We start from the raw sequence: 13,883 nt of genomic DNA on the forward strand, positions 1-13,883 counted from the left end.
ATACCCTAAAAATTAATTATAAAAAGGTAAATTAAACCCTGATAACAAATACTTACTTTCTTTATCCGTTTTAGCAGATGTAACGATTGTAATATCCATACCCCTTATTGTATCGATTTTATCGTAATTAATTTCAGGAAAGACTATCTGCTCTTTTAATCCAAAAGTAAAATTTCCTTTACCGTCAAAACTTTTATAAGAAAAACCGCGAAATTCCTTAACACGAGGTAATGCAACAATTACTAACCTCTCTAAAAAATCATATATTCTATCTTTACGTAATGTAACCTTACAGCCTATTTTCATATTTTCGCGTAATTTAAAGGTTGCAATAGATTTTCTTGCTAACGTTACAACCGGCTTCTGACCGGAAATCAATGTGAGATCATTTACTGCATTATTAATCACCTTGGAATCGGCTATTGCTTCCCCTACTCCCATATTTATAATAATTTTCTTAATTTGTGGTATTTCGTGTTTATTTTTATAAGAAAATTCTTTTTGTAAGTTTTCAATAATTTTTTGCTGATATAATTCTTTAAATCTTAACATTATTTACCTTCCTTACCGATAATTTCCCCTGATTTCTTTGCTATTCTAACCTTAGAACCGTCTTCTAAGAATTTAAAAGCTACTTTGGTAGGGTTACCGGTTTTTGGATCGATGTGTGCAATATTTGAGATATGTATAGGTAATTCTTTAGTTATTATCCCGCCCTCACTCATTTGATTAGGTTTAGTATGCTTTTTTACTAAATTTACTCCAGAAACAATTACTTTACTGTCCTCAGGAAAAACTTTTAATATTTTACCTTTTGTTCCTTTGTGCTTTCCAGTAATAACAACAACTTCATCACCTTTTTTTACTTTTAATTTAATCATTTATAACACTTCCTCTGCAAGCGACATTATTCTAACATATTTTTTCGCTCTAAGTTCTCTTGTAACAGGACCGAAAACTCTAGTACCGATAGGTTCATCTTGTTTATTCAAAAGCACTAATGCGTTTTTATCAAATTTTATTGTACTACCGTCAGGTCTTACTACTCCGGTCTTTGTACGAACAATCACGCCTTTATAAACATCACCCTTTTTAACCTTACCGCCGGGTATAGCTTCTTTAACAGATACAACTATAACATCACCCAACTTTGCCACCATATGGTGAGAACCACCTAAAACTTTAATACACATAACTTTTTTAGCACCGGAATTATCTGCAACTTCCAAGATGCTCTGCATTTGAATCATAAACTACTTCCAATTTTTTATATACGAGAGATAAAATAAATAATCTACCTTATAAAGTCAAAGATTAAAAAACTTTATTCCCCATTTACCACTATCCATGTTTTGGTTTTTGAGATAGGACGACTTTCAATTATACTAACTTTATCTCCTTCTTGATATTTATTTTCTGAATCATGAGCAGCATATTTTTTAGAAACTTTCACGAATTTTTTATAAATAGGATGCTTAAACTTTCTTTCTACTTTTACTGTAACCGTCTTATCAGCTTTTGAACTTATAACCACGCCTTGTAACACTCTTTTCGGCATTTTAATATTCCTCACTATTAGATCTTTTTGTTAATTCAGTTTTAATACGTGCTATAGACTTTTTGACTAACGAAAACCTACTAGTATTTTTTAACTCACCTAAAGCTTGTTGAAATCTTAAATTAAATAATTCTTTCTTTAAAAGATTAAGGTTTTTATAAAGCTCTTCTATTGTTTCAGTAGATAACTTACTTCTTAATAATTTTAAATCATTCATAACGTCTCACTATCCTTGTTCTAACAGGTAATTTTGCACTTGCAAGCTCCAAAGCTCTAAGTGCAATATTTTCTTCTACCCCTTCAATTTCAAACATAATTCTTCCAGGCGAAACTCTAACTGCAAAAAATTCAGGAGAACCTTTACCTTTACCCATTCTTACTTCGGCAGGCTTTTTAGAAATGGGAACATCCGGAAAAATGCGAATCCATAATCTTCCTTGCCTTTTCATACATCTAGTAGCAGCTTTCCTTCCTGCTTCTATTTGTCTTGCAGTAACACGCCAACCGTCTATAGATTTTAGACCAAACGATCCAAAAGCAAGCATCGTACCTGCTTTTGCTTTTGAAGCAACTCTACCCTTATGAGCTTTTCTAAATTTTTGTTTTTTTGGAGCTAACATTTTAATACTTAAAATTAATTATATCTTTTATTTTCTGTATATTCACCTTTATAAACCCACACTTTAACCCCTATAACTCCATAAGTAGTTATAGCCTCAGCTGTTGAATAATCAATATCAGCTCTTAAAGTATGTAACGGCATTCTTCCTTCTATATACCACTCGGTTCTAGCAATTTCAGCACCTCCAAGTCTTCCTGAACAACTAACTCTTATACCTTGTCCACCTTGTTTAAATGAAGCCTGAATTGCTGTTTTCATGGCTTTTCTAAAAGAAACTCTTTTTTCAAGCTGCAGTGCTATAGTTTGAGCTACTATAGCAGCATCTATATTAAATTTTCTAACTTCATGAATATTTATATAAACTTCTTTTAAAGAAGTCATTTTCTCGACAGCTTTTTTTAGCTTATCAATTTCACTACCGTTTCTACCGATAATGATATTTGGTTTTTTGGCATTAATATTAATTATAATACTTTTATTAGAAGGACGTTCGATTAAAACTCTGCTAATTTGAGCTTGATTAAAACCCTTATTTATTAAATCCCTAATTTTTAAATCTTGTATAAAAAGAGTTTTATAATGTTTTTCTGCATATAATACAGAATCCCAACCTTTAATTAAAGTCGGTCCAACTCTAAAACCATGTGCACAAACTTTCTGCCCCATTTTAATTATCCTCTTTTTCTGTAACAGTTATATAAAGATTACTAAAAAACTTATTTATTCTAGTTGCTCTTCCTTTTGCTCTTGGCATAACTCTTTTCATTACTAAAGCCTTACCTACAGTTGCTTTAGTAATAACCAATCTATCTATATCTAGACCTAAATTATTTTCAGCATTTGCAACAGCAGATTGTAAACAATCTTTTACAACTTTTGCAATTCTTTTAGGAGAAAAAGTTAATTGTACCAATGCTTCAGATACTTTCATATTTCTAATAAAGGCTGCAACTAAATTTAGCTTCCTTGGACTTACTCTAATAGATTTAGCTTTTGCCGTAGCAAAATTTTTATTTTCCTGTACCATATAAATCTTTACTTTCTTTTGACTTTTTTATCTGCTCCATGACCGTGAAATGTTCTAGTAGGAGCAAATTCACCTAATTTTCTTCCAACCATTTCTTCATTTATAGAAACCGGAATAAATTTATTGCCATTATGAACAGAAAAGGTAAACCCTACAAAAATAGGTAAAATCGTTGATCTTCTAGACCAAGTTTTAATCATTTCAGATTTACCTGATTCCATTAATTTTTGAACTTTCTTTATTAAATAACCGTCTACAAAAGGCCCTTTCCATATTGAACGTGCCATACTAATACCTAATTAATTTAAAATCTATTTTCTTTTCTTTACGATAAATTTTGAAGTACGTTTATTTTTACGTGTCTTCTTACCCTTGGTTGGGAATCCCCAAGGAGTAACAGGATGGCGTCCTCCTGAAGTTTTACCTTCACCACCGCCATGAGGGTGATCTACAGGATTCATTGCTACACCTCTAACATGCGGTCTCCAACCGAGCCATCTATTTCTACCTGCTTTGCCTAAATTAATATTTTTTTGATCCGGGTTAGATATACTACCTATAGTAGCTTTACAATCTAAAGGTACTAACCTAAATTCACCTGATCTTAATTTAATCTGAGCATATCCTGAATCTTTACCTACTAGATCTACTGAAGTACCTGCAGATCTTGCAATTTGGCCGCCCTTACCGACTTTCATTTCAACATTATGTAAAGTAGTACCGATAGGAATAAATTTTAAAGGTAAACAATTTCCTATTTTTATATCAGCATCTTGACTTGATATTACTCTATCACCTACAGATAATTTTTGCGGTGCTAAAATATAAGAATATTCCCCGTCTTCATATTTTATTAAAGCAATAAAAGCAGTTCTATTAGGGTCATACTCTATTCTTTCGACAATAGCAGCAATATCTATTTTATTTCTTTTAAAATCAATAACACGATATAATTTTTTATGTCCTCCACCTCTGTGCCAAGAAGTAATTCTACCTTGATTATTTCGTCCACCGGTTTTAGATATACCTTTGGTCAAAGATTTTAAAGGTCTGCCTTTCCATAAACTAGTTTTATCAACTTGAACTAACTCCCTAAGAGAAGGAGTAATTGGATTAAAGTTTTTTAAAGCCATTTATTTAATTCCTCCGGCAAAATCGATATTATGGTCTTTTTCTAATGTAACAATAGCTTTCTTTCTATTGATTTGAGTCCCTATAATTCCTTTAAATCTTTTCTTCTTACCTTTAACGTTTAAAATATTCACTTTTTTTACTTTTACTTTAAATATTTCTTCTATAGCCTTTTTAACGGTAAGTTTTTCAGCAAATTTATCTACATAAAAAGCGTATTTATTTTGTTCTGAAAGGGTTGTAGTTTTTTCTGTAATAATAGGTTTTCTAATTAAATCGTAGTATTTATAAGAACTCATCTTAACCTCTCTTCTAAAACACTCACTGCTTCTTGTGATAATAAGACATATTCATGTCGTATTATATCATAAACATTTGCTCCTATTTGTGGAACAATCACAGTATTATAAATATTTTTTGCAGCTAAAGAAAAATTAATATCTACTTCATTTCCGTCTATTACAAAGAAACTTTTCCCTTGAAATTTGTTTAATATATTTACAAGAACAGAAGTTTTAGGCTTATCTAGCTTTAAAGAATCTATTACTAATAATTTTCCTTCAGCAAATTTCTCGGATAAAGCATGAATTAAACCAAGTTTTCGTACTTTTTTAGGTAATTTTGTTGCATGACTACGTACTCTAGGTCCGTGAGCTACACCACCACCACGCATCTGTACCGATCTAAGGGAGCCTTGTCTTGCATTACCTGTACCTTTTTGCTTAAAAGGTTTTTTTGTGGTTCCTGATACTTCTGATATTGTTTTAGTTTTATGGTTACCGGACATTGCTTTAGCTCTCTGCCAATCAATAACCTGCTTTATTATATCATCTCTGATAAATTCAACAGCAAATATATCTTCATTTAAGCTAATCTCACCAACTTCTTCATTAGCAAGACTTAATATTTTAGTTTTCATCTTTATTTAACCTTATACAGTCTTATATAAAACTTTTATATAAATAATATTGCATGGCGTTTTTGTTAATTTGATAACCTCAACAAGTATGTCTAAATATCTATCATACAGTTATTGAAATCTTTTTTATTGCATCTTTTACTGAAAGATACGAATTTTTGTGACCAGGTATACTACCCTGAATCATAATAAGCTTACGCTCTTTATCAACGGCAAATATTTTCAAATTTTGAATAGTAACTTGGTTACATCCCATATGACCGGCCATTTTTTTGCCTTTGAAAACCTTTCCTGGATCTTGTCTTTGTCCTGTAGAACCGTGTGAACGATGGGATATAGAAACACCGTGAGAAGCTTCAAGACCTCTAAAATTATGTCTTTTCATACTACCGGCAAATCCTTTACCTATAGTAGTTGCCGTTATATCCACAAATTGTCCTGCCGTAAAATGATCTACTTCTAGACTTGCTGCTATATCAATAAAATTCTCTTCAGAAATTCTAAATTCTTTTAGTTTAGTTTTAGGAGACATTTTAGCATTAGCAAAAACTTGTTTCATAGGTTTGGTTACTCTAGATATTTTTTTATCTTTTACACCGATAACCAAAGCATTATATCCATGTTTTTCTAGAGTTTTATGCCCTACTACTTGACAATCATCAACTTTTACTAATGTTAAAGAAATTCTTTCTCCTTTATCATTAAAAACACTAGTCATCCCAATTTTTTGAGCAATTATACCGGTTCTCATTTATTCCCCACTCTCTAATTCAATCACTACATCAACACCTGCTGCTAAATCAACTTTACTTAAAGCATCAACAACCGCCGGATTCGGATCATCTATAACTAATAATCTTTTATGCTTTCTAATTTCAAATTGCTCTCTTGACTTCTTATGTACATGAGGAGACCTATTTACGGTAAATCTTTCAATTTTTCTAGGTAAAGGAATAGGACCATTAATGTTAGCAAATGTTCTTTTAACAGCATTAACTATCTCTTTTGTAGCTTGATCAAGACTACGATGATCAAATGATTTTAAACGAATTTTGATTTTATTTTTCATTCAGTAAACCTAATATTTAAACAGCAAGATGTTTTTTAGACATCTTCCTAAACTTTGCTTCTAGAGGTAATTTGTACGTCGCTGGTACTCGCATCCTCACGTACGTTTATGTACGCTGCGGTTCTGCGTTCCATGTCTTCTTCAGATAGCTAGTTCGGAAAGATATCTATTACATCTTAAAATATTAAATACCTATTATTTTTAATAATAGGTATTTATAAAATCAATTAGTTATTTATTTTAGTTACTACGCCGGCACCCACTGTTCTACCACCTTCACGTATAGAGAATTTTAACCCTTCCTGCATAGCAATCGGTTTAATTAATTCTACTGTAAAAGTAGCATTATCTCCAGGCATAACCATCTGCTTATCAGCAGGCAATTTTATTGTACCGGTAACGTCTGTTGTTCTAAAATAGAACTGCGGACGATAGTCATTAGTAAATGGGGTATGACGTCCACCTTCTTCTTTACTAAGCACATATACTTCAGCTTTAAACTTATCATGCGGTTTTATGCTACCCGGTTTTGCAAGTACTTGTCCTCTTTCAACTTCTTCTCTTTTTGTACCGCGTAGTAATATACCGACATTATCTCCGGCTTGCCCTTCATCAAGTAATTTTCTAAACATTTCTACACCGGTACAGGTAGTTTTTTGCGTATCTTTTAGACCAACTATTTCAATTTCCTCACCTACCTTAATTATTCCTGACTCTACTCTACCGGTTACAACAGTACCTCTTCCTGAAATAGAGAACACATCTTCTATCGGCATTAAGAAAGGTTTATCCGTAGCTCTTACAGGCTGCGGTATATAGCTATCTACTGCATCCATTAACTCATTAATAGCTTTCTCACCTTCAGGCTTTCCTTCTAAAGCTTGAAGTGCAGAACCTTTAATAATAGGTATTTCATCACCTGGGAAACCATATTTTGATAATAATTCCCTTACTTCCATCTCTACTAGTTCTAATAGATCAGGATCATCCACCATATCTACTTTATTTAAGAATACTACCATAGCAGGTACACCTACCTGTTTTGCTAGTAATATATGCTCTCTAGTTTGCGGCATAGGACCATCAGCAGCAGAAACTACTAATATTGCACCGTCCATCTGAGCAGCACCGGTTATCATGTTCTTTACATAGTCAGCGTGTCCCGGACAATCTACGTGTGCATAGTGTCTATTTTTAGTCTCATATTCTACGTGTGCAGTAGAAATAGTTATACCTCTTTCTTTTTCTTCAGGAGCAGCATCAATTTGATCATACGCTGTAGCTTTTGCTCCACCTGTCTTAGCAAGTACTATAGTTATTGCTGCCGTTAAGGAAGTTTTACCATGATCTACGTGACCGATCGTACCTATATTAACGTGCGGTTTAGTTCGTTCAAATTTTGCTTTTGCCATATTATTACTCTCTACAATTTTTTAGGTTTAATACAAGTTAATTTTTTATAAGTGCATTTTTTTGCTAAATTTATTTGTTACCACTATCCTCTGGAGCGGGTGATGGGAATCGAACCCACATAGCCAGCTTGGAAGGCTGGAACTCTACCATTGAGCTACACCCGCATTGTGGCACTGTTAATAAAATAATTTAAAAGCTATTTTGTTAACAGTGCTATGTCAAATTTTATTCAGATTTATAAATATACACAATTATGTTTTATTTTTAAATAAAATCCATATATACATGAAATCTTTTAAAATAAAATGATATGCTTCCCTGAACCATTTAAGTGGTGGAGGGAGAAGGATTCGAACCTTCGAACGCTTACGCGGGCAGATTTACAGTCTGCTGCCATTGACCACTCGGCCACCCCTCCTAAAGAACTTTACTGTATTAAATAGACTAATTCACTGTAAAATACAATTATATAATTAGTATTAGGACTTAATAAAACTTCTTGCCGAATCATCAAATAAACAAATAGCAGCTTGCACATTTATTTAGTTGTAACTTTCTATAATAAATAGTAGCTTCTGTCAAGAACAAATTACTAACGGTTTTCAATAAGATGCAAAATAAAATACTTGATTCTAAAAATTGTTATTATATGTATGGGAAACATCCTGTATTTTCTGCTCTAAATAATCCAAAACGTCAAATTGAAAATATTTTATGCACTAGGGAAATTTTTGATACAAACAAAAAATTAATAGGTACTAGATCTTATGAAATTGTTAATAACGATATTTTATCTAAATTACTGGAAAACCAAACACATCAAGGAATAGCTGCAAAAGTTAGACCGATTTTTTCTTATAATCTAGAGGACATAGATATAAAAAACCCAAAATGTAAAATTGCGATTCTTGATCAAATAACAGACACACAAAATATTGGAGCAATTATTCGCAGTGCCACTGCTTTTGATATAAATGCTATAATATTACCTCAAGATAATTCTCCGAATGAAAGCGGTAGCATTGCTAAAGCAGCTTGCGGTACTTTAGAATTAATACCTATCATTAAAGTGACTAACTTACGCTCATATATGAATTATCTTAAAAAACACGGCTTTTGGATTATAGGTCTAACAGGTTCTGCAAATGACTACTTTACCGATAAATTAATTTCCGACAAAATAGCATTAGTATTTGGTTCAGAAGATAAAGGCATGCGAAGATTAGTTAAAGAAACATGTGATTATTTAGCCAAAATCCCTATTTCTAAGAGAGTAGAAAGTCTTAATGTATCAAATGCCGCTTCTATAATTTTTCATTCATTACATAAATAATATTTTTAATAAATCAAATATTGTTTTTTATTTACTTCGATATAAATATTTAGTCTACTAAAATTAAAGTCATAAACTTTTATTATATCAATTAATTTGAGAGAAAAGTCATGAAAAGGGGACCAAATGAACAAATTATCGAGAGTTTTGAAAAACAATTAGACATATTTATAAATGAACTTACAGAAGAAGAGATAACAACGGCTATATTAAACAATTTTTTTGATAAAGTGATCAATAACCTCAAGAATGAAAGATTAATTAATAATACTATATTTGATATATATCAAGGTAAAGCAGTAATTACTAAACCTATATATCGATTATATAGAATCTTCCGAACCTAAATATAAAGAACATTGGCAAAAATTTTATAGTTTTAATCGTAATCTTATGATAGAAAGCACATTAGTATTTATTGCTAAGAATCTAAAAAAAGCTTCTTTAACAGACAAATTATATTATAGCTTTGCTAAATTAGCCGAGCAATTAGACTTGAATGCAGTAAGTGATCATTTTATGAAAAAAATAGATAATTATATAACATTTAACAATTTATGAAAAATTACAGAACCGAAAGCGACTCTTTTGGAGAAATTCAAATAGAAGAAAAATTTTATTGGGGGGCTCAAACTCAAAGATCTTTAGAAAATTTTAAAATAGGCAAGCAAAAAATGCCTGAAATTTTAATTCGTGCTCTTGCTATTTTAAAAAAATGTGCAGCACAGGTTAATCATGAGTTTGGTGATTTAGAAGCTAAAATAGCTATAAGTATAGATAAAGCCGCGGATAGAATATTAGAAGGCGAATTTGAGGATAATTTTCCTTTAGTAGTTTGGCAAACAGGTTCAGGTACACAAACAAACATGAATATGAACGAGGTTATTGCCTCAATTGCCAACGAAAGATTAACAGGCAAAAAAGGCGGCAAATCTCCGGTACATCCTAACGATCATGTTAATAAAGGACAATCATCCAACGACTCTTTTCCAACCGCTATGCATATAGCAACCGTACTTGCAACTAAACAGCAACTGATACCGGCTTTGAATAATTTACTTACCTCTTTGCAAGACAAGTCAAAAGATTGGGATAAAATCATAAAAATAGGACGTACCCACTTGCAGGATGCAACTCCTTTAACTCTTAAACAGGAATTCTCTGGATATATTACACAAATAGAGTATGCTTTAGAACGTATAGAAGATGCACTAAAAAAAGTTTATCTACTTGCTCAAGGAGGAACAGCAGTCGGTACAGGTATTAACTCAAAAATAGGCTTTGATATAAAATTTGCCGAGAAAGTGGCAGAGTTTACTAAACAACCTTTTAAGACGGCTCCTAATAAATTTGAAAGCCTAGCTGCCCACGACGCCTTAGTAGAATTTTCAGGAACTCTTAATACTATAGCAGTTAGCTTAATGAAAATAGCAAATGATATAAGACTGCTCGGCTCCGGTCCAAGATGCGGTCTTGGTGAGCTGTATTTACCTGAGAATGAACCTGGTTCTTCGATTATGCCCGGTAAAGTAAACCCTACACAAGTCGAAGCTTTAACAATGGTGTGCAGTCAGGTGATGGGAAATCATGTTACAGTTACTATTGCCGGCTCAAACGGGCATCTTGAACTTAACGTATTTAAACCCGTAATAATATACAATATCCTACAATCTATAGAGCTGTTATCCGATAGCGTAAATAGCTTTGTTACTCACTGTGTTAAAGGATTAGAACCTAATATAGCACGCATTAATGATTTACGTGATAAATCTCTAATGTTAGTTACAGCCCTTAATCCACATATCGGCTATGATAATGCCGCAAAAATTGCTAAAGAAGCATATAAGCACGGGATCACTTTAAAAGAAGCCGCAAAAAAACTCAATCTTTTATCAGAAGAAGAGTTTGATAAAATAGTAGTACCTGAAAAAATGGTTAGTCAATCCTAGATTTTGTATAAAGATATTAGTTTAAATTATTAATATTATTGTACAAAATCTTATAAATAGGATAATATTAAATTAGTCTATTTATTATATGTACCTATGTGAAACAAAATTTATCTAATCAAATTAACCTACCCGAAGCAAAAACTCATTTTTCCGATCTAATACAGTGTATACAAGACGGCGAACAAATTACTATCTGTAAGCATAATACGCCGGTTGCAAAAATTATACCTATAACTCAAAAGCCTAAAATGGATAATATAGTAGAGCAAATAAGAGAATTCAGCCAAGGTAAAACATTAGCTCCTTATACTATTAAAGAGCTTAGAGATGAAGGTAGAAAATGGTGAATTCTAAACCGTTTATAGCCGATTGCTCCATAACTGTCTCATAGTTCTTTTATGATGAACATGGGGGTTGCTAACTAAATATAGATATCGTCATGAGCTACGCAGTCTTCGACTGCGTAGCAATCCAGAAAATAATAAAAAAAAATTCTGTAAATTAGAATTTTTTTTTGGATTGCTTTGTCAAAATTTTCAATTTTTCCTCGCAATGACGTTAAATTATTAACTAATCTGCAATACCAGATAGATTAATTAAATTTTTCTTCACACAGTCTAAATCTTTTATTATACTTAGACACAAATTATATAAATAAAAGATTATCATGGTTTTAAATATAAAAGCTCCTGAAAATATAGTATTAAAGCCGACCATTACGGTTTTCGGCGTCGGGGGTGCAGGTAGTAATGCAGTAAATAATATGATTAGTGCTAATCTGCAAGGTACTAATTTTGTAGTAGCTAATACTGATGCACAATCGCTTGAACATTCTTTATGCACCAACAAAATACAACTCGGTGTTTCTACGACTAGAGGTCTTGGGGCAGGAGCTTCTCCTGAGGTTGGAGCACTTGCTGCTCAAGAATCAGAAAGCGAAATTCGTAGTTACCTAGAAAATAGCAATATGGTATTTATTACGGCAGGTATGGGTGGTGGTACAGGTACCGGTTCTGCACCGGTTATTGCATGCATTGCTAAAGAATTAGGCATCCTTACGGTTGGAGTAGTAACTAAACCTTTCCATTTTGAAGGCGGTCATCGTATGAAAACTGCCGATAAAGGACTTATTGAATTACAGCAATTCGTTGATACTTTAATTGTAATACCGAACCAAAATCTATTCCGTATTGCTAATGAACAAACGACATTTGCCGATGCTTTCAAAATGGCAGATGACGTATTACATGCAGGCGTTAGAGGAGTAACGGATTTAATGATTATGCCAGGACTTATTAATCTTGATTTTGCCGATATTAAAGCAGTAATGAGCGAAATGGGTAAAGCAATGATGGGTACGGGTGAAGCTAGTGGCGAAGATAGAGCCATTAAAGCGGCAGAATCTGCAATTTCAAATCCGCTGCTAGATCATAGCTCAATGTGCGGTGCAAGAGGGGTATTAATTAATATTACCGGTGGTTCCGACATGACCTTATTTGAAGTTGACAACGCTGCTAATAGAATTAGAGAAGAAGTAGATAACCTTGATGCTAATATTATTTTCGGTTCAACATTTAATCCGGAACTAAAAGGAATTATCAGAGTATCGGTTGTTGCTACCGGTATTGATGCCGATAAAGTACCGACATATAAACCCGCAATAGCTGAAACTACCAATACAGTTCCTGCAGAAACTTATAATGAAGCTATAGCACAACCTATACAAATAGAAGAAATTCCTGATTTTAACAGCTACAGTACCGAAAATATTGAAATTACTGACTCTCCAATGAATCAAAATTTTATCGGAAATGAAAAAGAGCTGGGGTTACATGTAAATACTTTCAACCAATCTGAAGATGACTCACCAAAACCATCATTTTTAGGAAAAATATGGGGTTCTCTACGTGCTTCAAATAATCAAACTTTAGAACGCAAAAACGTTGTTATTAATACTCTAGATCAAGATAATAAAGAGTCTGATATTCATGACATACCGGCTTTTTTAAGAAAGAAACGGGATTAGATTAGAATATGAATATAATTTCAGAACAGCATAAAAAAGAATTATTAGAAATAACTGAAAATTTTCCTGCAGATATTGCATCACTAATAAATTATGTAGATAAAACATTTAAATGTCACATTCATGATTTATCTTTATCGGATCAAAAAGATTTAAAGTTTTTTATAGCAAAAAGCTTTGCAAATCAAATTGATACTTGTAAAACTAAAGAACATGCTCAAAATTTTTTACAAGAGTTACAAGAGCTATGGGAAGATTTATTTGAAGAGATATTGGAAGATAAGCTTGTATATAGTTTAGACATTGACGGAGCAACACACTATGCTGAATTAGATTTTACCGAATTAAATCAAAATAATTTTGCAAATTATATATTTGGAAAAACAGCAATATCACTCTCAAAGTATTCTTATTTCAAATATACAAAATAATCACAATAATTACATATTATTTCCTAAAATTATAAACCTTGAAGAACAAGTGACCATAGATGTATTAAATAATTTATTATTATTAGGTGCTTATAATAATATGTAATTTTTTTGAATCCAATAACGGATCAGAAATATATTTTAGATTACCTAATAATGAAAGGCTTGCCATGAAAGTTTTTAGTTTAAATAATCAGCCTATATTAAAAGAAAATAAATTTGAAAATGCTATATTATTTTTAAGTAAAAAAATAAATGAAAATGGTGATGTTGACTATAGTGAAGGTTTTAGTGCTGATATAGCCGATGGCAAAATAAATTCTTCTTATAAACTCCTTTAGGCGAGATAATGGATTTTAATTAAAAAAATAATCATATGCCAAATAAAATTATAATATTTCT

19 protein-coding genes, 2 tRNA genes and 2 pseudogenes are annotated in these 13,883 nt (G+C 32.0%); 6 read left to right on the forward strand and 17 right to left on the reverse strand.

Translation table 11 applies throughout. The features are described from left to right. Nucleotides 1-12: 12 nt before the first annotated feature. The 17 genes from rplE to RAS_RS06000 all read right to left on the reverse strand — a co-directional run bounded on the left by rplE (nt 13) and on the right by RAS_RS06000 (nt 8,157). Entirely contained in the window at nt 13-552 is a 540-nt protein-coding gene (rplE, locus tag RAS_RS05915) for a 50S ribosomal protein L5 (protein WP_010421751.1), read from the reverse strand. Further along, nucleotides 552-881, reverse strand: coding sequence for a 50S ribosomal protein L24 (gene rplX / locus RAS_RS05920; protein WP_010421747.1), 330 nt, complete (start codon nt 879-881; stop codon nt 552-554). The genes rplE and rplX overlap by 1 nt, the downstream gene beginning before the upstream one ends. Beyond that, nucleotides 882-1,250, reverse strand: a complete 369-nt coding sequence (gene rplN, locus RAS_RS05925) for a 50S ribosomal protein L14 (RefSeq protein ID WP_008580952.1) — start codon at nt 1,248-1,250, stop codon at nt 882-884. It lies immediately after the preceding gene. 74 nt (nt 1,251-1,324) lie between these two features. Further along, complete coding sequence (rpsQ, locus tag RAS_RS05930; protein ID WP_008580954.1) at nt 1,325-1,558, reverse strand: 30S ribosomal protein S17; 234 nt, start codon at nt 1,556-1,558, stop codon at nt 1,325-1,327. 1 nt (nt 1,559) lies between these two features. Beyond that, a complete protein-coding gene (rpmC, locus tag RAS_RS05935) occupies nt 1,560-1,775 on the reverse strand; it encodes a 50S ribosomal protein L29 (protein WP_004596213.1) in 216 nt (71 codons plus the stop codon). Further along, nucleotides 1,768-2,178, reverse strand: coding sequence for a 50S ribosomal protein L16 (gene rplP / locus RAS_RS05940; RefSeq protein WP_147143193.1), 411 nt, complete (start codon nt 2,176-2,178; stop codon nt 1,768-1,770). The genes rpmC and rplP overlap by 8 nt, the downstream gene beginning before the upstream one ends. 14 nt (nt 2,179-2,192) lie before the next feature. Continuing rightward, nucleotides 2,193-2,846, reverse strand: coding sequence for a 30S ribosomal protein S3 (gene rpsC, locus RAS_RS05945; protein ID WP_147143196.1), 654 nt, complete (start codon nt 2,844-2,846; stop codon nt 2,193-2,195). Between the two features lies 1 nt (nt 2,847). After that, nucleotides 2,848-3,207 carry a 50S ribosomal protein L22 gene (gene rplV, locus RAS_RS05950; RefSeq protein WP_008580961.1) on the reverse strand — a complete coding sequence of 120 codons (360 nt, stop codon included), beginning with the start codon at nt 3,205-3,207 and terminating at the stop codon, nt 2,848-2,850. A gap of 8 nt (nt 3,208-3,215) precedes the next feature. Continuing rightward, complete coding sequence (gene rpsS, locus RAS_RS05955; protein ID WP_147143200.1) at nt 3,216-3,494, reverse strand: 30S ribosomal protein S19; 279 nt, start codon at nt 3,492-3,494, stop codon at nt 3,216-3,218. A gap of 24 nt (nt 3,495-3,518) precedes the next feature. Continuing rightward, the gene (gene rplB / locus RAS_RS05960; RefSeq protein ID WP_010421665.1) at nt 3,519-4,340 is read right to left on the reverse strand and encodes a 50S ribosomal protein L2; all 822 of its coding nucleotides are present in this window, start codon (nt 4,338-4,340) and stop codon (nt 3,519-3,521) included. Beyond that, nucleotides 4,341-4,637 carry a 50S ribosomal protein L23 gene (gene rplW, locus RAS_RS05965; RefSeq protein ID WP_011270632.1) on the reverse strand — a complete coding sequence of 99 codons (297 nt, stop codon included), beginning with the start codon at nt 4,635-4,637 and terminating at the stop codon, nt 4,341-4,343. Continuing rightward, nucleotides 4,634-5,257 (reverse strand): 50S ribosomal protein L4, encoded by a 624-nt coding sequence (gene rplD, locus RAS_RS05970; protein ID WP_147143203.1) that lies wholly within the window; start codon nt 5,255-5,257, stop codon nt 4,634-4,636. Before rplD ends, rplW begins: the two co-directional genes overlap by 4 nt. Nucleotides 5,258-5,360: 103 nt before the next feature. Beyond that, nucleotides 5,361-6,008 (reverse strand): 50S ribosomal protein L3, encoded by a 648-nt coding sequence (rplC, locus tag RAS_RS05975; RefSeq protein ID WP_010421656.1) that lies wholly within the window; start codon nt 6,006-6,008, stop codon nt 5,361-5,363. Beyond that, nucleotides 6,009-6,326, reverse strand: a complete 318-nt coding sequence (gene rpsJ, locus RAS_RS05980; protein WP_147143206.1) for a 30S ribosomal protein S10 — start codon at nt 6,324-6,326, stop codon at nt 6,009-6,011. Between the two features lie 227 nt (nt 6,327-6,553). Next, nucleotides 6,554-7,738, reverse strand: coding sequence for an elongation factor Tu (gene tuf / locus RAS_RS05990; protein WP_147143209.1), 1,185 nt, complete (start codon nt 7,736-7,738; stop codon nt 6,554-6,556). Between the two features lie 91 nt (nt 7,739-7,829). Further along, nucleotides 7,830-7,903, reverse strand: a tRNA-Gly gene (locus tag RAS_RS05995). A 168-nt stretch (nt 7,904-8,071) separates the two neighbouring features. Then, nucleotides 8,072-8,157 (reverse strand) — tRNA-Tyr (locus tag RAS_RS06000). Nucleotides 8,158-8,349: 192 nt separating this feature from the next. On the opposite strand from RAS_RS06000, the gene rlmB reads away from it, so the two are divergent. From rlmB to RAS_RS06035, 6 genes and pseudogenes are all read left to right on the forward strand, one after another. Beyond that, complete coding sequence (rlmB, locus tag RAS_RS06005; protein ID WP_147143213.1) at nt 8,350-9,072, forward strand: 23S rRNA (guanosine(2251)-2'-O)-methyltransferase RlmB; 723 nt, start codon at nt 8,350-8,352, stop codon at nt 9,070-9,072. Nucleotides 9,073-9,182: 110 nt separating this feature from the next. Continuing rightward, nucleotides 9,183-9,633 (forward strand): annotated as a pseudogene (locus RAS_RS06010) (hypothetical protein). Next, nucleotides 9,630-11,021: a class II fumarate hydratase gene (gene fumC / locus RAS_RS06015; protein ID WP_147143217.1), complete on the forward strand. Its 1,392-nt coding sequence runs from the start codon at nt 9,630-9,632 to the stop codon at nt 11,019-11,021. Before RAS_RS06010 ends, fumC begins: the two are co-directional and overlap by 4 nt. A gap of 98 nt (nt 11,022-11,119) precedes the next feature. Then, nucleotides 11,120-11,371: a type II toxin-antitoxin system Phd/YefM family antitoxin gene (locus tag RAS_RS06020; RefSeq protein ID WP_147143220.1), complete on the forward strand. Its 252-nt coding sequence runs from the start codon at nt 11,120-11,122 to the stop codon at nt 11,369-11,371. Nucleotides 11,372-11,691: 320 nt separating this feature from the next. Further along, nucleotides 11,692-13,050 carry a cell division protein FtsZ gene (ftsZ, locus tag RAS_RS06025; RefSeq protein ID WP_147143222.1) on the forward strand — a complete coding sequence of 453 codons (1,359 nt, stop codon included), beginning with the start codon at nt 11,692-11,694 and terminating at the stop codon, nt 13,048-13,050. Nucleotides 13,051-13,322: 272 nt separating this feature from the next. Then, nucleotides 13,323-13,845: pseudogene (locus tag RAS_RS06035) on the forward strand (hypothetical protein). Nucleotides 13,846-13,883 lie beyond the last annotated feature (38 nt).

This window comes from Rickettsia asiatica, from assembly GCF_007989425.1.
Taxonomy (GTDB): domain Bacteria; phylum Pseudomonadota; class Alphaproteobacteria; order Rickettsiales; family Rickettsiaceae; genus Rickettsia; species Rickettsia helvetica.